The organism is Nostoc punctiforme PCC 73102, from assembly GCF_000020025.1.
In the GTDB taxonomy this organism is placed as follows: domain Bacteria; phylum Cyanobacteriota; class Cyanobacteriia; order Cyanobacteriales; family Nostocaceae; genus Nostoc; species Nostoc punctiforme.
Map to the genome: position 1 here is coordinate 1,582,948 of NC_010628.1, position 18,713 is coordinate 1,601,660.

15 protein-coding genes and 1 CRISPR repeat array (1 of these 16 running past the window's edge) are annotated in these 18,713 nt (G+C 42.5%); of the genes, 8 read left to right on the plus strand and 7 right to left on the minus strand.

What is annotated here, in order from left to right; all coding sequences use genetic code 11:
- Positions 1–49 precede the first annotated feature (49 nt).
- Both NPUN_RS06650 and NPUN_RS06655 read right to left on the minus strand, forming a co-directional pair.
- Positions 50–676: a PadR family transcriptional regulator gene (locus tag NPUN_RS06650; protein ID WP_012408041.1), complete on the minus strand. Its 627-nt coding sequence runs from the start codon at positions 674–676 to the stop codon at positions 50–52.
- Between the two features lie 209 nt (positions 677–885).
- Positions 886–1,821, minus strand: coding sequence for an AraC family transcriptional regulator (locus NPUN_RS06655; protein ID WP_012408042.1), 936 nt, complete (start codon positions 1,819–1,821; stop codon positions 886–888).
- Positions 1,822–1,983: 162 nt separating this feature from the next.
- Here NPUN_RS06655 and NPUN_RS06660 point away from each other — a divergent pair, with 162 nt between their 5' ends.
- Together NPUN_RS06660 and NPUN_RS06665 are read left to right on the plus strand one after the other, a co-directional pair.
- Complete coding sequence (locus tag NPUN_RS06660) at positions 1,984–2,718, plus strand: SDR family oxidoreductase (RefSeq protein ID WP_012408043.1); 735 nt, start codon at positions 1,984–1,986, stop codon at positions 2,716–2,718.
- Positions 2,719–3,078: 360 nt separating this feature from the next.
- Positions 3,079–3,558: a helix-turn-helix domain-containing protein gene (locus NPUN_RS06665; RefSeq protein WP_012408044.1), complete on the plus strand. Its 480-nt coding sequence runs from the start codon at positions 3,079–3,081 to the stop codon at positions 3,556–3,558.
- A 186-nt stretch (positions 3,559–3,744) separates the two neighbouring features.
- Here NPUN_RS06665 and gatA read toward each other — a convergent pair whose 3' ends face one another.
- Positions 3,745–5,205, minus strand: coding sequence for an Asp-tRNA(Asn)/Glu-tRNA(Gln) amidotransferase subunit GatA (gatA, locus tag NPUN_RS06670; protein WP_012408045.1), 1,461 nt, complete (start codon positions 5,203–5,205; stop codon positions 3,745–3,747).
- 367 nt (positions 5,206–5,572) lie between these two features.
- Between gatA and NPUN_RS41620 the strand changes: the two genes are divergently transcribed.
- From NPUN_RS41620 to NPUN_RS06685, 3 genes are all read left to right on the plus strand, one after another.
- Positions 5,573–5,713 carry a hypothetical protein gene (locus NPUN_RS41620; protein ID WP_041565237.1) on the plus strand — a complete coding sequence of 47 codons (141 nt, stop codon included), beginning with the start codon at positions 5,573–5,575 and terminating at the stop codon, positions 5,711–5,713.
- A 176-nt stretch (positions 5,714–5,889) separates the two neighbouring features.
- Positions 5,890–8,805 carry a glycerol-3-phosphate acyltransferase gene (locus NPUN_RS06680; protein ID WP_012408046.1) on the plus strand — a complete coding sequence of 972 codons (2,916 nt, stop codon included), beginning with the start codon at positions 5,890–5,892 and terminating at the stop codon, positions 8,803–8,805.
- A complete protein-coding gene (locus NPUN_RS06685) occupies positions 8,802–9,149 on the plus strand; it encodes a cupin domain-containing protein (RefSeq protein ID WP_012408047.1) in 348 nt (115 codons plus the stop codon). The genes NPUN_RS06680 and NPUN_RS06685 overlap by 4 nt, the downstream gene beginning before the upstream one ends.
- Positions 9,150–9,247: 98 nt before the next feature.
- On the opposite strand, the gene NPUN_RS06690 is transcribed toward NPUN_RS06685, so the two are convergent.
- The 4 genes from NPUN_RS06690 to NPUN_RS06705 form a co-directional block, all read right to left on the minus strand.
- Positions 9,248–9,604 (minus strand): hypothetical protein, encoded by a 357-nt coding sequence (locus NPUN_RS06690; RefSeq protein WP_012408048.1) that lies wholly within the window; start codon positions 9,602–9,604, stop codon positions 9,248–9,250.
- 349 nt (positions 9,605–9,953) lie between these two features.
- The gene (locus NPUN_RS06695) at positions 9,954–10,259 is read right to left on the minus strand and encodes a hypothetical protein (protein ID WP_012408049.1); all 306 of its coding nucleotides are present in this window, start codon (positions 10,257–10,259) and stop codon (positions 9,954–9,956) included.
- A gap of 270 nt (positions 10,260–10,529) precedes the next feature.
- Positions 10,530–12,758, minus strand: a complete 2,229-nt coding sequence (locus NPUN_RS06700; RefSeq protein WP_012408050.1) for a CHASE2 domain-containing protein — start codon at positions 12,756–12,758, stop codon at positions 10,530–10,532.
- Positions 12,759–12,763: 5 nt separating this feature from the next.
- The gene (locus NPUN_RS06705) at positions 12,764–13,573 is read right to left on the minus strand and encodes a DUF928 domain-containing protein (protein ID WP_012408051.1); all 810 of its coding nucleotides are present in this window, start codon (positions 13,571–13,573) and stop codon (positions 12,764–12,766) included.
- Between the two features lie 267 nt (positions 13,574–13,840).
- Between NPUN_RS06705 and aroA the strand changes: the two genes are divergently transcribed.
- From aroA to NPUN_RS06720, 3 genes are all read left to right on the plus strand, one after another.
- The gene (gene aroA, locus NPUN_RS06710) at positions 13,841–15,121 is read left to right on the plus strand and encodes a 3-phosphoshikimate 1-carboxyvinyltransferase (RefSeq protein WP_012408052.1); all 1,281 of its coding nucleotides are present in this window, start codon (positions 13,841–13,843) and stop codon (positions 15,119–15,121) included.
- Positions 15,122–15,941: 820 nt separating this feature from the next.
- A complete protein-coding gene (locus NPUN_RS06715) occupies positions 15,942–16,493 on the plus strand; it encodes a hypothetical protein (protein WP_041565955.1) in 552 nt (183 codons plus the stop codon).
- A gap of 225 nt (positions 16,494–16,718) precedes the next feature.
- Complete coding sequence (locus NPUN_RS06720) at positions 16,719–18,296, plus strand: alkaline phosphatase D family protein (RefSeq protein WP_012408054.1); 1,578 nt, start codon at positions 16,719–16,721, stop codon at positions 18,294–18,296.
- Between the two features lie 367 nt (positions 18,297–18,663).
- Positions 18,664–18,713: direct repeats of the CRISPR family, unit length 37 nt (it continues 4,208 nt past the right edge of the window).

The following is an 18,713-nucleotide window of genomic DNA, read 5'->3' on the forward strand; positions in this document are numbered from 1 at the left end:
GCAAAATCTGAGAATATTAAGAGTAGAGATGCAAATTTTGCCTCTCTACTTATTTTTCCGCCAAAATCGTGTAAATTTCCCGTTTAACTTGCTCTAAAAGCTCACGCACCCGATTTATTCGCTCCACATTGCCACTACGAGCAACCTGCACTACAACAGCAGCTAATTCTGTTGCAGCATTCCGCAACTCAATAAACTCTTGGGGCTTACCTGTCACGAAACTTTTGACGGTATCCCAAGGAGTATCAGAAGTTTCTTGTTGGGCACGTTCTGCCAATAATTTTCTACCTTCATCGGTAATCGTGTAAATCCGCTTGCCACCTTCCTGGGCGCTCTTGAGATAACCCCCTTCCTCCAGCAATTGGAGTGTTGGATACACTGAACCAGGACTGAGGCGACGGAAACCACCATAACGAGTTTCCATCTCTTTAATCAGGTCGTAACCATGACTAGGATGCTCGGATAACAATTCCAGCAGGATGAACTTGATGTCACCCCGACGAGTCCGATGTTCATCTCCCCAACCACGACCAAACATTTCATTACCAAAGTGTTTGTCACGATCTCTACCATGATGTCTACCATGCCCAAACCAAGACCTGACAAGCAAGAAATCATCCTCGTTAACTCCTGCCCATGCAGGTGTACCAAAGCGTGAACGAAAGTGTCTAAACATAAATCAATCTCAAATCAACTTTCTCTAATATACGATATATCGGAATATATCACGATATATCGGAATAGAATTTTGATGAAGATTTATGAAGTAAGCAATTGTGCCAACGCAAAGCTTAAGAAGAATTCAGAATCAAGGCGCTCGTGACGCTCTTAGCGTTGCTATCAATACACTAAAACACTTGTAGAGACAGCGATTTATCGCGTCTCTTAGGCTGTGCGTAAACGTTCAATATCCCTGATCGGCGGCGCACCGAACATCCGGGAATATTCGCGGCTGAACTGTGAGGGGCTTTCATAACCCACCTGATAGGCAGCATTCGCCGCATCGGAGTTTTCGGCAAGCATCAGACGACGTGCTTCCAACAGTCTTAATTGCTTTTGATATTGAAGCGGACTCATCGATGTCACTTTCTTGAAATGGTGATGGAAAGATGAAGGAGACATACTTGCCTGCCCAGCTAGCTCCTCAACCCGCATCGGCTTTGTAAAATCAGCCTTGATGAGTTTTATCACCTCGGCGATGCGCTGCATATTGCTGCCAGATGTTGCTATTTGGCGAACAGCTTCGCCCTGTTCACCCATTAGAAGGCGATAATAGATTTCGCGGATAATCATCGGCGCAAGGATCGGGATATCCTGGGGCGTATCTAAAAGCCGTGTTAGTCTCATAGCGCAATCGAGCAACGGTGCATCGATGGTGCTAACAAATAAGCCTCTGACAGAGTTCTTCTTCTCCTCAATCACATTGGTTTGAGCAGTAATAATATCGCAGAGTTGACGTGGATCTAGATTCAGCTTGAATCCTAAATAGGGTTTCTCTGGGGTTGCCTCAACGATAAACGCACTTAATGGCAAATCAACCGAGACTACCAGATATTGAGCCGCGCTATAACGATAGGTTTCATCACACAGCAACGCTTCCTTTTTACCCTGAACAAGGATGGCAAGGATAGGTTCGCAGACACCTTGTAGTGTAGTGGAAACAGAAGATTCTCGCTGAAATTCCAGCTGCTCAATACCTGTTTTATGAAAACCGTCCCCTTTGCCATCAGTGCGACGAGTGACTAGTGCTGCCAATTCTTGACATTGATGAGCGATCGCACTTTGGTTTATGACTTGGTTGATGATTTTGCTCGTCACCATGTTCTTCGATTAATTTAATCATCCTCTTGTAGGCATTGTAGAACATCGATTTGGAGAATTAGGCAATAAAGCGCGAGGTTTGTGTATTTCAAACCTTTGCACTTACTCATACGATGAACACATCCAAAATTTAAATAAACCTCAACAGAGGGAAAAATAACCATGTTAAACGTAGAAAATAAAGTCATTGCGATCGCTGGAGCCAGTAGCGGTATTGGTGAAGCCACAGCTAAGTTACTCGCTAAAAATGGTGCAAAAGTCGTTTTAGGGGCACGGCGCACCCAAAAGCTAGAAAAGATTATCGAGGAGATCCGTAACCAGGGTTATATAGCGGAATTCAAAGCGGTGGATGTTACGAATCGTGAGGATATGAAAGCGTTCATTCACTTCGCCAAAGATAAGTTTGGTCGTGTCGATGTCATCTTTAACAATGCAGGCGTGATGCCCCTATCGCCGATGAATGCCCTGAAAGTCGAGGAATGGGACAACATGATTAATGTGAATATCCACGGCGTATTGAATGGTATTGCTGCTGGTTTACCAATCATGGAAGCGCAAGGCAGTGGACAGTTTATCAATACCGCGTCCATCGCCGCGCACATGGTAGGGCCTACCAGCGCGGTCTATTCCGCGACAAAATTTGCTGTTTGGGCCATATCCGATGGATTACGTCAAGAATCGAAAAATATTCGCGTGACAATAATATCCCCTGGCGTGGTTGAGACTGAACTCGGCTCTGATATCACAGATGAATCAGCAACAGGCTTCTTGAAAGAACTTCGGAAAATCGCACTGACCCCAGATGCGATCGCTAGAGCCGTCTTATATGCCGTATCCCAACCGGATGATGTTGATATCAATGAAGTGATTGTCCGTCCGACGGCAAGCGCATTCTAACTTTGGGAGCGCATTGAAGAGGTATTGGGCATTGAAAATAGGCAGAGGGGAAAACTCTTCTCCCCTACTCCCTTTTTTGGTAACAGCGATCGCTGCAATTATCCCAGCCCAGAGTAGCAGTTCTAAAATACTTGTATTATAAATTGCAGCTTATTAACTTCTATGACCTATTTTATTTGAGATATAAAGTATATATTTTAACAATAAATACACTAGTTTCGGCAGCCATAGGATTTTTAATGCTAGATTTCAAATCTTGTTAAAAAATTTACGAAAATCAAATATCTAGTAAAAATACGTATGCCATTTTAAGTCTTCTCACTATATGAATAGTAGAATTAGCCCATAGAGGAGAAGACAGTGACGCTCTTAAACCAAGCTCAAGTAGAGCAGCTAAAGGAAATAACTACACATTTACGACAAGTAAGACAAGAAAAATCCATACGCATAGAAGAAATTGCTGCTCAAACACTGATTAGAGCAGGTGTTTTGCACGCTTTAGAAGAAGAAAGATTTGAAGAATTACCTGAGCCTATTTTTCTTCAAGGCTTCATCCGTCGCTATGCAGATGCTTTAGGACTGGATGGAAATGCTTTATCACATACTCTTATAAGCAATCCAGTAGTCCGCCAAGACCCCAAGAACGATCGTAAAAATTCTGACAACAAACCAAATACATACATACCTCTTGTCGTTACCTACATTCTGTTATTGGTCGCTGCATCTGCTGGTCTTTTACATATACTTAATCCACCACAAATCACATCTGAATCTCTGACTCCAGAAGTAAATAATGAACAGTCAATAGTCAGCAAAACTAACAAATTGACAGAAAAGTAAGTACGTTGGCGCAATTAAAGCTAGCTGGCAAGGCTGTCATTTGTCCTTTGTCATTGGTCATTAGTAAAGACTTTAAGCCTATTTACGTTTCGTAACATAATTGGTTTATTTCTGCTAACTTACTTAGAGGAAGTGGCGAGTGAAGGATAAGAATTAATCACCAATGACAAATGACAAATGACAAATTCAAGATATTTGTGGTTTACGCAGATGCCAAGTAGTAGCTTGTTCATAAGCGTAAGCTACCTGAAACAATTGGTCTTCTCGCAGTACATTGCCAATTAGCTGTAATCCTATTGGTAAACCCTGGTCATCAAAACCACATGGCAAACTTAAACTAGGTAAACCAGCAAGATTCACAGGAATAGTCATCAAGTCAGTTAAATACATGCTCAAGGGATCAGTAGTTTTTTCCCCTGCTTTGAATGCTGTAGTGGGAGATGTGGGACAAACTAACACATCAACTACGCGAAAAGCCTTTTCAAAGTCTTCTTTAATTAGGGTGCGGACTTTTTGCGCTTTCAGGTAATAAGCATCGTAATAGCCAGCAGAAAGGGCATAAGTGCCGATCATAATCCGACGTTTGACTTCTGTACCAAAACCAGTGGCACGGGTACGAGTATACATCGATAGTAGGTTATCGGCATCAGGAGCGCGGTAGCCATATTTAACGCCATCGTAACGAGCCAAGTTTGCTGATGCTTCGGATGGGGCAATGATGTAGTAGGTGGGTAAGCCATAACGAAAGCGCGGACAGGAAATTATATGAATCTCCGCTCCCAAACTTTGTAATACATCTACTGCTTTGGTAACAGCTTGTTCCACTACAGAGTCTAAACCTTCACCAAAAGTTTCTTTAACGATCCCAATTCTTAGCTGACCTCTGGGTTTGAAGTCTGGTTTGAAGCTGGCGGCGTAGTTGGGAATGGCAACTTTGAGGCTGGTAGAGTCTTTGGGATCGTGACCTGCGATCGCATTTAATAATATTGCCGCATCTTCTACTGTGTTGGCAAATGGCCCAATTTGATCCAAAGACGAAGCGTAAGCCACCAAACCATAACGAGAAACCAAACCATAAGTTGGTTTCATCCCCACCACACCGCAGAAAGATGCCGGTTGCCGAATCGAACCGCCAGTATCAGAACCGAGAGCAACTACACATTCTTGGGATGACACCGCCGCAGCCGAACCCCCCGAAGAACCACCTGGAACTCGTGACAAATTCCAGGGATTAGCCGTGACTTGGTAGGCAGAGTTTTCTGTGGAACTACCCATTGCAAACTCATCTAAGTTGGTTTTGCCTACCATTACGGCCCCAGCATCTGCCAGCTTTTGCGTCGCCGTTGATTCATAAGGCGGCACAAAATTCTCTAAAATTCGGGAGGCGCAAGTGGTAGGGATTCCCTTAGTACATAAATTGTCCTTAATCCCAACAGGAATGCCTGCTAGTAGCCCGATTTCTTCTCCGGCAGCAATTTTGGCATCCACAGCACCCGCCTGCTCTAATGCCCGTTCTGCGGTAACACATAAAAAGCTATGTAATTTCGGCTCTAACGCTTCAATGCGCTCTAAAGCTTCTTGGGTAATTTCAACGGCAGAACGTTCTTTTTTAACTAGTTGTTGGTGCAACTCGCGGATGGATGCCATGATTGCTCTCTTTGTGACTCAAGTCATTGATTTTAGTACATATTGGCCGATATGGGTATTGGGAATGGGTATTGGGAATGGGGAATTGGGCATGGGGCATTGGGCACAAAAGGCAGAGGGGCAAGGGAGCAGGGGGTAAGGGGGAGAATTAAAAGTTACTTCTTTCCCCTTTGCTACCTTATTCCCTAACTCTCCACTGTTAATAAATAAGACTCATACCTCTAAAGAAATAAGTAATTGTGGGGTTGGAAAAATTGCGAGCCTTAAACAAAATAATATTAGGAATTTAACATCATCCGTAAATAGAGGGACTACAATCAAAACGGACAAATGTTTCATGCTCCAATAAAGATAGGATTACAAAGCTATGTCCGACTTAAATCGAGGAATTATGAAATTTGAGGGTGCAGATTCCCCAAAAGTAGTCACTATCTCTACCGTGTTGCTTCTGGGATCGATCGCTGCTCTCATCATCTGGGCGCTGCAAGCTGCCTATGCGCTAAACTAAAACCATTAGTAGTCTAGAAGGGCACTTGTCTTAAACGGTTTCCGTCGTAGCCAAGTGTCCATTCCATGACTAATAAATAAAAGCGCCCTAATTACCATCAAAAATTTCAGAAAAACTTTAGATTTTAGATTTGAGGTTTTAGATGGAAAATTTAAATCTAAAATCCAAAATCCAGAATGTTTGAACCTTGGGGTGTTTTAGTTATTTTAATTATCTGCCCCCTCTTGGGCGGATTACCCCTGATTGCATGGATAGCTTACGCGCTTACGGGTAAGCAATTATCACAAGTTGGTACACGAAACATTAGTGTATCAGCTGCCTTTTATCACGGTGGTAAGTTTGTCGGAATTCTGGCAGTCTTGTCAGAAGCTTTTAAAGGAATTGCGGCAGTTTTCCTCACCCGTCTTTTCTTCCCAGAGGGATCGTTTTGGGAATTGATTGCCCTGATCGCTCTGGTAATTGGTAGATACTGGATAGGCAGAGGAGCAGGTACAACAAATGTCGTCTGGGGTTTTGTCGTACACGATCCCCTGGTGGCAATATTTGTCTCTTTCTTTGCAGGTATTAGCTTTACAATTCTGCAATCAAAACAGGCAGTCAAATATGGGGTTTTGCTTCTCTTTCCACTGTTTGTAGCAATTTTGCATCTAAGCGATATCCCCAGAATGCTTGCTGCTGTGGCTTTAGCTGGTTTAATGGCCTGGATTTATGCAAAAATCCCAGATGATATGAACCTACCAGCTCAAGAGGCACAAACAGAATCGCAAGCGATGTTGGAATTTTTACGGGGCGATGTCTACAACGGGCTACGCCAACGCGCGATGGTTTCTTTAGATGAAGAGTTGGATGCTGCTATTGTCGGAGAAAAGGCGGCTACATTATCCCAAATTAAACGTTGGGGCTATCCAGTCCCGAAAGGATGGGTACTAGCGCCAATCGACGATCCAAAAGTGTTGACAGAATTTCTCCAGCCATCAGAATTATCCCCCTTGGTGGTGCGTTCCTCCGCTATTGGCGAAGACTCAGAACATTCTTCCGCAGCTGGGCAGTATGAAACAGTTTTAAATGTTACTAGCCCAGAGGCATTACAGCAAGCGATCGCTCAAGTTCAAGCTTCTTACAATCATCCATCTGCTGTACAGTATCGGCGTGATCGGGGCTTAAACGATACAGCAATGGCTGTGTTGATTCAACAACAAGTCCAAAGTGTATATTCTGGCGTTGCTTTCAGCCGCGATCCCATTACTCAGCAAGGTGATGCAATCATCATTGAAGCCCTTCCAGGCAGCCCGACGCAAATCGTTTCGGGAAAAGTCACACCAGAACAATATCGCGCTTTTGTCGTTGAAACAGAAAAATCCTCCTCTGTGCAATTAGAGGGTGAAGGACGAGTTCCCCAAGCATTAATTAAGCAAGTTGCATATTTAGCTTACCGACTCGAAAAACGTTATCATGGCACTCCTCAAGATATTGAATGGAGCTACGACGGTCAAACGCTTTGGGTGTTGCAATCTCGACCAATCACCACTTTATTACCAATTTGGACGCGCAAAATCGCTGCTGAAGTGATTCCTGGAGTAATTCACCCCTTAACATGGTCAATTAATCGTCCTTTAACTTGTGGAGTTTGGGGAGAATTTTTTACTATAGTTTTAGGCGATCGCGCTTTGGGGTTAGATTTTAATGAAACGGCAACTCTTCATTACTCCAGAGCCTACTTTAATGCATCCCTCTTAGGAAACATTTTTCTCCGTATGGGATTGCCGCCAGAAAGTCTGGAATTTTTAACCAGAGGAGCTAAATTAAGTAAACCGTCCTTGCAGTCAACCTGGGAGAATTTGCCAGGACTAGGGAAGTTGCTAAAGCGGGAATTAAACTTAGAAAAAGACTTCAAGCAAGATTATCACCAACGGTTTATTCCTGGGTTGTCGCAGTTAGCGCAAGAGAATGTAGATAATTTGGAACCAGCCAAGCTGCTAATCAGAATTGACTTTATTCTAGAGTTGCTGCGCCACGGGACATATTACAGTATTTTAGCTCCCTTAAGTGCTGCCTTGCGACAAGCGATTTTTCGGGTGAAGGATGGCCAAATTGATAATAGCGTGACTCCAGAGGTGGCGGCATTGCGATCGCTCAGTGCAATAGCTACAGATGCCAAGCAAGTATTGCTTGAGTTTGAACCACAGCAGGTATTTGAGCAGTTAAAGCAAACCCCAGAGGGAGAGAAAATCCTGCAAGAATTTGACGAATTGCTTCAGGATTACGGCTATTTAAGTGAAGTGGGAACTGATATTTCCGTTCCCACTTGGCGGGAAAATCCCCAGATGATTAAGCAGATGTTTGTGCAATTAATGCAGGGGAACGAACCACGATCGGGTGCTAAAGACGCGATTAATAGCATCTTTGCTGGTAAGCGCAAACGTTCTTTTGTCCAACGGCGTGTGGATATTAAAGGGCGAGTTACCGAGGTTTATTCACGGCTGTTAGCTGAATTGCGTTGGAGTTTTGTCGCTTTAGAGAAGATTTGGTTAAAGTCAGGCTTACTCCAGAAAGCAGGAGATATCTTTTTTCTCAACTTTGATGAAGTGCGGCGTTTAGTTGTAGGTGACGATTTTAGGTTAATTGAGGAGTTAGATAAGTTAGTGGAATCGAGGCGATCGCAATTCGTTCAAGATAGTGAGATCATTCAAGTGCCACTTTTAGTTTACGGCAATACACCTCCGCACCCCTTAGCTCCTTCTGCACTCTACTCTGACCAAATTTTACAAGGGATTGGAGCCAGTCACGGGCAAGCTGAAGGCAGGGTGAAGGTGTTGCGAAATTTACAAGACGTGCCAGAGATTGACCGAGATACGATTCTGGTAGTACCTTACACAGATTCCGGCTGGGCCCCTTTGTTATTAAGGGCTGGAGGATTAATTGCCGAAGTTGGTGGACGGCTTTCTCACGGTGCGATCGTGGCTCGTGAATACGGAATTCCTGCTGTGATGGATGTTCGGGGTGCTACATGGCTTTTGCAAGATGGTCAACGGGTAAGGATTGATGGATCTAGGGGTATTGTGGAATTATCTAACGATTTAAGACCCGAATGATTACCAATTCTCTGAAAGACTTACCAGAAGAATCTGTCTCTCACAATCCCGAAATCAAGAAAAAGGTGATGTTACGCTTCGGCGATTTGCCTCACCTAACTAACTTTTCTCAAGCGCGTTTTGCTCCCGGACAAACCGCACCAGGACACGCACATCAAGATATGTGCGAAGTATTCTTTGTGGAAGCTGGTTCAGGAGTAATTCATATTGATGGTACAGAATACCCCCTGCTTCCAGGGAATTGCGTGGCGATAGAAGTGGGAGAAGTACATGAAGTTGTCAATAGTGGCTCAACTGAGCTTGTTTTGACCTACTTTGGTTTGCGTGTGGAAAAATCAGCGTAATTATTGGAATATCAAAATATTAGTGAGGGTTCAACAATGTTGTGCCCTCACTAATATTTTGTGGATGTTGTTTAAAACAAAGATAAATTTGTAGAATCCTAATATACCAAAGGTGTAGCGCCGCGCATCTGACGTAAAGAATTTATACAAGCAGGACAATCGCAGCCAAATAAGTTGATTGCCACATTGCTTTCTTCGTCATTGAACTCCAGCATGGGAGCATCTTCTTGAGAAAACTCTATTTCACGCTGATAGTTAGGAATTTGAGCCAATACAGAAGCCCTGGCACATACTAAACCCACTTTATGTTTATTGCGGATACAAGATAGACGGTCTGTGCTTTGGGTTGCTGGTTCTGGCTCTATAGCTTGTGCTTGATTCAGCATTACCCCCATAGAGAGAATGGAGCTAATCAGCACAGGAGAAGAAAGCAAACTCAGTAAGAATTTGTTCATTGATTTTCTTATAAAACAATTGCGATCGCTCAAGTTATCCGATTAAATTTTACAGTGCAAGTAAAGCCTATCAGGAATATCACTAAGAGGTTGTTTGAAAAAGAGGTAAGGGAGCAGGGAGCAAAGAGGATACTTTTGTAGGGTGTGTTATCGCGTCAGCGTAACGCACCGTCAGAGATTTTCAGTGTGTTATGGACTTTAAGGACTTACGTGAAAATAAAGTATCAGTAAACCGAGTGTCGAAACCCGTCTGGTTGGGATACTCTTAACCCGCAGATCCCTTAGTCCTAACGCACCCTACTTAAGATTTACTTTATAAATAGTCTCTTAATGGATTGAGGCTTATCTGCTAGCTAAAAAAATCTTTGTGAGCAGCAACAAGCATTTGAGCCTGTCTTAAAACGTTTCCGAATAAATAAATAGGAATCTGCCAAGCTGCAACAGTAACTTCTTTAACTATATCTTGTACACTAATTGCTATTAATTCATGCTCTGGCGGCTCTCCTTCAACGACACCAGACCAAGTAAAAGCTAATAAAAAATCATCCTCTCCAGGCAATGATGCAATTAAGCATTCTTCTGGCGTTGGCTGGCAAATAATCCCATATTCATTTGCAAGTTCTACAAGTTTTTGAAAGTTGTTTATGTTCGTCATTTTTCTTTTGGATGTAATTGAATTTCAGCTTTAGAAAAATCATATTTTTGTCTCCATCACTCAACTTAGTTGCTCCATAGCATAAATTAAAAATTACGAATTATTAAGGAGTTATTGGAGTCTGATCGGGCTTAAGTCCAAAATCTTACCGCGATCGCTTGGTTGCATCAGCAACAATTGTTACTGTTTTAAAAAATTCTGAACTACCTACTTTTTCAGTTAACCTTATTTACATACACCTCCCTTCGTTATCATTTAAATATTGATGCCCTAACTTGATTCAGGCTGACGCAGTGCATTGAGTATTGCGATCGCTTTTGGGGGAACTGCTGTAAACCGAAGCAGAAAAAGATGCTCGTCAACATTAGACTGTTGGATCACCTTGGCATAGATATGTTCTTCTTCTGTAGGCATTTCTGCTTCAATCAATAGCTTGAGTTTGAGATTACTCAATATTTCTAAAGAATCTAACGATCGCAATTGCGCCCCTTTTTCAGATAGGCTAATCAATGCTCCCAGAAATACTTTGCCCACTGCATATTTTCCCTGTAAAATGGTGTATTTTACAGGTACTTCTTGATTGAGAACGATCATTTCATCATCATCATCAGGCAAGAATAAATTATATTTACCGCCAATGCCACGAATTTCACAAATTGTCACAGGGTGTCTCATCCCTTTGGGTTCTATTTGTAATTGCCCAGCAATTTGGAGGTCAATATTGGCATCTTTACAGGTATTTTCAGAAACTAAAATCTGTCCTCCCACTGTATAAGATTCAATTCGAGCAGCCAAATTAACATGACTGCCAATAACTGTATATTGAGCGCGTTTTTGAGAACCTACATTTCCTGCTACGGCTTCCCCTGTATTCATCCCAATTCCCATTTCGAGGATTGGGAAATTCATTTGTTGATTTTTTTCGTTTACTTGCTGCATTGCCAATTGCATAGCAATAGCACAAGCGATCGCTCTTTGGGAATCATCTATGCGGCTAATTGGCGCACCAAATATCACAAAAATGCCATCACCCATAAACTCATTAATCGTGCCTTTATATTGATTAATCACATCTGTCATTGTTCCCAAATAAAGATTCAAAATCTTTACTACTTCTTCAGGTGGCAATTGTTCGGAAATAGCCGAAAATCCTCTTAAATCAGACACTAAAACCGTAACTTTTCTCCGTTCTCCCCCTAGCTTTAACCCAGAAGGAGTTTCTAGGATATTAGAGACGATTTCATCAGTTAGATAGCGGCCGAGAGTTTTTCGCATCTCGGTAGCGCTTTGAGCAATATACTGAGTAAGTGCGATCGCAGAACCAGCAAATGCCAGCAATGAAGGGACAACGGGAATCCACCAACCAGCCAAAAACGCAAGAAAACTACCACCAATTAAACCGCCACCTGCTAGCAAAACACTAACAGCCATAAGGGTTTTCTGGTTGCTACTGTGGCGTTGTAACCAACACAAGCTAGCGCCAATAATTGACCAAATTAAAATTGATAGCCATTCTAGCGGCTCAGGTAAACACTCAATCGATGAACGATCGTCCATTGCCGTACTTAAAATTTGACTAATCAAATTAGCATGAATTGTTATACCCGCCATTCGTTCTGGATCAGTCAAGACATTACTGCTATAAGGCGTATAGAATAGATCCTTCAAACTCTCAGCAGTAGCACCAATTAACACCACCTTACCCCGCATTAAGTTTGGTGGGATGGGTTTATCTTGAACTTCGCCCAGAGAAACTTTAGTAAACTGTTGTATCCGTCCTCGGTAGTTCAACAGAACTTGGTAACTTCCCGCATCTGCTCGGACATAACCCCCATCATTAGCTTCAAAAATAGGGAAAACACCCTGCTTTAACTGCAAATAATTAGAGTTAGTTGCTGCTGGCTTGGCGGTAATCCCTTCAGGCTTTAAGTACAACAATGCCAGTTTTAACCCAAAGCTTTCGAGAATCTCGTCATTTTTTAAATTTACATATAATAATGCTCGCCGAATTTTGCCATCCCCATCTATGGGTAAATCATTTGACCCAATTTGAGCGAGTCGCTTTAGTTCTGGAGACGAATCAACTGCCGAACTATCAACAGTATCAGAGACTTTTTGGACTCCAATCAAATTTGGAGTAGATTTAAAGACCTTAAGTAAAGCTTCATGACCAGGATTGACGGGTAAATCACGATAAATATCTAAACCAATCGCTCTGGGTTGTTGCTGTTTGATTTTTTCTAACAAACTGGCAAGTTTTCCATCAGACATAGGCCACTGTCCCTGCTTGCGGACATCTGCCTCATTAATTTCAACTATGACGATGCGGGTATCAGGCGATTCTTGTGGACGAAGGAGAAAAAATTGATCTAGTGCTGCCAATTCCAACAATTGCAATAATCCAGTCAAGCGTAGTGCAATCACCAGGGCTGTAATATTAGGAACAGCAAGTAAAACACCACGCCATTGCCAGATTTGCGATTTCAGCTTTGCCCACATAAGATTTAGTGCTGAGTGGGGAATAGAGAGTGGGGAGTTGGGAATTCTGCTTTAGCCCCATGCCCTTCTTTCTTAGATGTGCAACAATCGATCAATGGTTCTGAAGCGATCGCACTCAAACCTACTGACTTGAAAAATTGTCTCCAATCCAACCTCGTTTTAAAATTATTCGGCTCAGTCCGGCGTAGCTGCACCAAACTAGTCAGCGCTTCATGCCAAATCCCAGCTTCTGCATAGATGGTGGGTAACTTGTACACATTTGCCTTTGCTAACGCCTCCGACAATGATGAGCCTGGTTGAGTGCGTTCCACCCAACCTTCTACAGTCGGATTGTCGCTGGAGTCTTGAGTATTACAAACAATTGTTAGATACCAGTGATAAGTTTTACCTAGAGCAAGTGCAGGGGAACTCTCAGGAAGTTTGAAGCTAATAATTCCAGGTTTATCAGGAAGCGTAAAAGATGTTTCATAAAATACATTTTGGTCTTCAGCTAGCAGCACAAACTTAGCTGTTTTAACTTGAAATGGAGGTAAATACCAGAAAAATGTTGGATGTTGAGCAAATGTCAGTCCTAATTTATCTGGAGGCATTAAGGGAGTTATTAGTTTTTTCCCTATTAGGCAAGAGCCGCCACGGGTAGAACCACCAGCACTTGCAGGAGGTTTTCCTCGCTGTGGTGGCTTAAATGCCTGACTAATTTGCCAAGTTTTGTTGGGATGGTACGACTGAGCATGTACCTGTGCTGTTAAAGCAGAAAGCAAACCCAAAGGTAAGGAAAAGGGTAGAAAATATAGGAATGGTTTAATCCGTTTCATATTGATAATGCCTAAGTTCTAAATTATTCAAGTGAATAAATCAAGTATTCCCAAAAGCAAGATCAAATTTTTCACTCAACTACAAACTATTGGGCATAGGGCATTGGTTATTCTCCTCTACTCCCCTGCTCCCTGCCCCCCTGCTCCCTGCCCCCTGCCCCCCTGCTCCCTGCCCCCTGCCCCCTACCTCTTCCCGCCCCCTCCCCCTTTTGGTCACAATATGGGAATATATAAAGTTGTAGCTAACCGCCTACGTAGAGGTTTAACGTGGATACCATTGAAATTCCTGCTCTAAATCGGCCAGTGGATGCCACGGTAGAAATTCCCGGTTCTAAAAGTCTTACCAATCGGGCGTTGCTTGTGGCTGCTTTGGCACAAGGTGACTCCATTTTAGAAAATGCCTTATTTAGTGAAGATAGCGAGTATTTTGCTAAATGTTTAGAGCAATTAGGCATTCCCATTACACTGAATCCTCATCTAGCACAGATCCAACTAGCGGGAAGAGGAGGTGAGATTCCAGCTAAACAGGCAGATTTATTTGTGGGTTTATCAGGTACTACAGCACGGTTTATTTCGGCGCTGGTGGCGCTGGGTAACGGTGAATATCGTCTAGATGGCGTTCCCAGAATGCGAGAACGACCGATGGGTGACATGCTGACGGTGCTGGAAACGGGTGGAGCAACTGTTAACTTTGAGGGAAACTCTGGGTTTATGCCCTACACCGTCTATAGCCAGGGATTCGCTGGCGGAAATTTTTGCTTAAAAGCGAACCAAACAAGTCAGCAACTTTCGGCATTGTTGATGATTGCGCCTTACGCTCAACAGGATACGATTTTTGAGGTTGAGGGTACACTGGTTTCTCTGTCTTACATCAAAATGACCTGTCGTCTGATGGCAGATTTTGGCGTAGAGGTAATTCAAATTGGCGATAATCAATTTCAGATCAAAGCGGGTCAACGTTACCAAGCTCAACATTATACAGTAGAACCCGATGCGTCAAATGCTTCTTACTTTTTTGCCGCCGCCGCTGTCACGGGGGGACGGGTGCGCGTCAAACATTTGACTAAACAATCGTGTCAGGGTGATATTCTGTGGCTGAATGTTTTAGAACAGATGGGTTGCCAAATTAAGGATTCGGATGATTACACCGAAGTGACGGGGCCGAAGCAATTGCAAGGCATCGACATTGATATGAATGATATCTCGGATTTGGTGCAAACATTAGCTGCGATCGCACCCTTTGCCAGTTCACCGATTACCATTCGTAACGTGGAACATATTCGCTATAAGGAAACTGACCGAATTAAAGCTGTTGTCACAGAGTTGCGTCGGCTAGGGGTTCAGGTTGAAGAATTTCCAGATAGACTAAAAATTGAGCCTGGCCCCATTACCCCGGCGGAGATTGAAACCTATCACGATCATCGAATGGCGATGGCTTTTGCTGTCACTGGCTTGAAGGTTCCAGGAATTGTAATTAAAGATCCTGGTTGTACAGCAAAAACTTTTCCAGATTACTTTACCAGATTCTTTCAAATGTTAGAACAATAAGACATTGAGTTAAATAGGCCGTTAAAAACCGCATCTACACGAGGCTTTACCCACCTCCGTGGGTTTCAAACACTCAATTTTTTTTAGCCCGCCTGCGCGGACTACCCTGCGGGAAGCTGCAAAGCGTCTATGTTTGTGTAGCCGCGAATTCCATTCACTGGGGCTTAAGTTGACACTAATGCTTCAGTCCTGACTACAAACGAACGTTTTTGATAAATCCAATAATCTTTTATTCTTGATCGTTCTACAAAAATATTTTGGTTATTTAGTGACTATTTATTAGGACTTACGCAAAATATCTCTTAAACTCTGATTTCCCCGTGCCCTCTGTGCCTCTGCGGTAGCCTGCGGCAAGCCACTTCTCTACGAGACGCTACGCGAACGTGTCTACGTTATTCCGTAACTCATGCGTAAGTCCTATTTATATTACAAACTTAAATTTGATGTTATTTTACCTCTAATTAAAGTCTACTTAAACTCAGGATTCTAATATAAGGTGATTCCAACTATTTGGAGACTTATTTCCTCTGATTCAAAAGAGAAAAATCATTCATTTTTATTACTGATTAGAACACAATACGCTTGGGTTAAGAAGAATAGTAGGTTGGGTTGAGCGTAAGCCTTACCCAACAATGCCTTGATAATTTTGGGTTTCGTTTCTCAGCCCAATCTACACAACTTTTATTTTTATCCTTAACTGAACCGTATTGGATTAGAACAGTAATAAATGCCAATTTGGGAAATAAGTAAATTAGAAAAAACTCTTTCTATACCTTGCAGTGTGAATTGCTTACAGAAGTTTATTCTGAGAAAAATTGAGATGAAATTAGTTCCAAAGTTAGTGCTTGCTACTGCTACCCTGACTTTAGGTTTTGCAACTGTAGATGCAAAATCTGTATCTGCTGCGATTATTAATTACGCCTTCACAGTTGATAGTCCTATAACTAAGGGAAATGGCTTTTTTAGCTTTGACGACTCAACTCTGAGTAATGACTATACTCCCGAAGCTACTATTAAATCGCTCTTTTTTCAATTTGATGGTGATTCTACCATTTACACAGAACAAGATGATCCGAATTACCCAGATTTTCCTGTTACATTTCAAACCACATCTTTAACAGGACAAACATCTTTTGCATTAGATTATCTGTTCAACGATAAATCTAATCCTGCCAGTTCTACCAGTTACGAAATCATCGGTGAAGATTTTACAATTTTCTCTAGAACTTCTCCAGATGCTGAACCCATATCAGGTAAAGTTTCCTATAGACAAGTACCTGAACCTACACCTTTAGTTGGCGCTCTCTTTGCTTGTAGCCTTGGCTTGATGATGAAGAGAAAAGTAACATTGATGAAAAAGGTTAAAATCTAACGTTCATTAAGTTTATATTAATGCTTTCTTTGCCAAAAATTAATCTCTTATTAGTAGGCTTTCTGTAGCAACATAACATCTAACACATTGATAATAAGAAGATAATTGGGAATTAAAACCTGATTTTGGTAAGGGAACTAATTACTAAGTTTGCCTACTATTACCCTGCCTTCTTTGTGTTAGCTGTTGCTGTGCTTTAACTTACCTGTTACTCAGGAGTAGAGAATGGTAGATTACCGGAATTTTGAGCAGTTCTTGCATAGTCGAATGAAACGACGCAACTTAATTATCGGGGCAGGAGCATTGTCTGGTTTAGCGATCGCTAACCAATTTTCTCCTCAAAGAGCGATCGCCAAAGACAGATTTTCCGATTATCCTTTCACTTTGGGTATAGCATCGGGTGACCCCGATCCCAACAGCGTTGTGATTTGGACTCGTCTGGCTCCCGACCTCTTAAATGGAGGTGGAATGCCACCGAAGAATGTACCAATTCACTGGGAAGTGTCTACTGATGAACAGATGAAGCGCATTGTCTCCAGAGGCACAGTAGTGGCAACCCCAGAACTAGCTCACTCGGTGCGAGTTGTGGTAGAAGGACTACAGTCTGATACTTGGTACTGGTATCGCTTTTTTGTCAAAGATTACTCTAGCCCCATTGGACGCACTCGTACAGCACCTTTAGCAAATGGCTACTTGAGTAAGTTGAACTTTGCCCTTGTCTCCTGCCAAAACTATCAGCAAGGATTCTACACCGCTTACAAATATCTAGCGCAGGACGACCTTGATTTAGTAGTCCATGTTGGCGATTACATCTATGAAGGGGGAATCTCAACCACTGGCCCCAGACAACACAATAGTTCAGAGATTTTCACCTTAGAAGATTACCGCAACCGTCACGCCCTCTATAAAAGCGATACCAACCTGCAAGCAGCTCATGCAGCATTTCCGTGGATTGTTACCTGGGACGATCACGAGGTAGAAAATAACTACGCCAACTTCATCTCAGAAATTGATAGCGAACCAGATCAAAACCCGGAAATCTTCCTGCAACGTCGGGCTGTTGCTTATCAGGCTTACTACGAACACATGCCGTTGCGTCCGTCACAACGTCCGGTTGGCCCCAATGTGCAACTTTATCGTCGGCTGAACTTTGGTAATTTAGCAACCTTCCATGTGTTAGATACCCGCCAATATCGCACCGATCAGCCTTGTGATGATGGTACTAAACCACGTCCTTGTGGACTAGAACCGAATGGAACCATTACTGGTAAAGCACAGGAGGAATGGCTATATAATGGCTTAGATAAATCACAGGCTAAGTGGAACGTTTTAGCTCAGCAAGTTATAGTTGCTCAGGTAGACAGAACTGCGGGGCCAGGCGCAACCTATAGTATGGATAAGTGGGATGGTTATGTGGCTTCCCGCGATCGCCTTTTGCGTTTCTTAGAACAGCGTAAACCATCTAATCCAGTAGTCTTAACAGGCGATGTCCATAACCATTGGGCAATAAATTTAAAGGCTGACTTTAATAACCCACTATCTCCTACGGTGGGAAGTGAATTCGTTTGTAGTTCAATATCCTCCGGTGGAAATGGCTCAGACACTATCCCCAGTTACATCGCAGAAAACCCACAGGTTAAGTTTTACAACAATAGACGGGGATATGTTCGCTGTAATGTGACTCCCACAACCTGGAAGACAGATTATCTTGCGGTGTCAGAGGTGGAAACTCCATTTGGCACGATTAGCAAAAAGGCTTCATTTGTAGTTACAGATGGTAATCCAGAAATAAAACCCGCCTAATCGTTTAATTCCCAGGTATCGACACTAGAAAATCACAGATGAACACAGAGAAATTATCAGTGTTCATCTGTTTTTTCCTTTTCAGAAAACTGACTTTTGCAAGTTGATACTTTCTAACGTCCACTCGCTTTAGAAGATTAGCGATCGCACTATAAATCAATATCGTTCAGTTAAGAAAAATAGTAGTAGCGCGGCAAGCCTAAAATATTGGGTTAAAACAATCTAGAAAATACACCAACAAAAAAAATATTCTCTGATGACTCAACCCAACAAATTAAGCTTGCTGCGCTACTACACAACTTTTAGTTTTTACTATTGATAAATTGCAATCCCCAGCCAGCAGGAACCCCAAACGGACTGTAAACCAGTTTCAATCCCTAATAGGGATTTTGATAAATTGCAATTCCCAAGAAAAAT

Coding starts and splice junctions, on each gene's coding strand:
- NPUN_RS06650 (WP_012408041.1), bottom strand. CDS start 676: ATGTTTAGACACTTTCGTTCACGCTTTGGTACACCTGCATGGGCAGGA.
- NPUN_RS06655 (WP_012408042.1), bottom strand. CDS start 1,821: ATGGTGACGAGCAAAATCATCAACCAAGTCATAAACCAAAGTGCGATC.
- NPUN_RS06660 (WP_012408043.1), top strand. CDS start 1,984: ATGTTAAACGTAGAAAATAAAGTCATTGCGATCGCTGGAGCCAGTAGC.
- gatA (WP_012408045.1), bottom strand. CDS start 5,205: ATGGCATCCATCCGCGAGTTGCACCAACAACTAGTTAAAAAAGAACGT.
- NPUN_RS41620 (WP_041565237.1), top strand. CDS start 5,573: ATGTCCGACTTAAATCGAGGAATTATGAAATTTGAGGGTGCAGATTCC.
- NPUN_RS06680 (WP_012408046.1), top strand. CDS start 5,890: ATGTTTGAACCTTGGGGTGTTTTAGTTATTTTAATTATCTGCCCCCTC.
- NPUN_RS06685 (WP_012408047.1), top strand. CDS start 8,802: ATGATTACCAATTCTCTGAAAGACTTACCAGAAGAATCTGTCTCTCAC.
- NPUN_RS06690 (WP_012408048.1), bottom strand. CDS start 9,604: ATGAACAAATTCTTACTGAGTTTGCTTTCTTCTCCTGTGCTGATTAGC.
- NPUN_RS06695 (WP_012408049.1), bottom strand. CDS start 10,259: ATGACGAACATAAACAACTTTCAAAAACTTGTAGAACTTGCAAATGAA.
- NPUN_RS06700 (WP_012408050.1), bottom strand. CDS start 12,758: ATGTGGGCAAAGCTGAAATCGCAAATCTGGCAATGGCGTGGTGTTTTA.
- NPUN_RS06705 (WP_012408051.1), bottom strand. CDS start 13,573: ATGAAACGGATTAAACCATTCCTATATTTTCTACCCTTTTCCTTACCT.
- NPUN_RS06715 (WP_041565955.1), top strand. CDS start 15,942: ATGAAATTAGTTCCAAAGTTAGTGCTTGCTACTGCTACCCTGACTTTA.
- NPUN_RS06720 (WP_012408054.1), top strand. CDS start 16,719: ATGGTAGATTACCGGAATTTTGAGCAGTTCTTGCATAGTCGAATGAAA.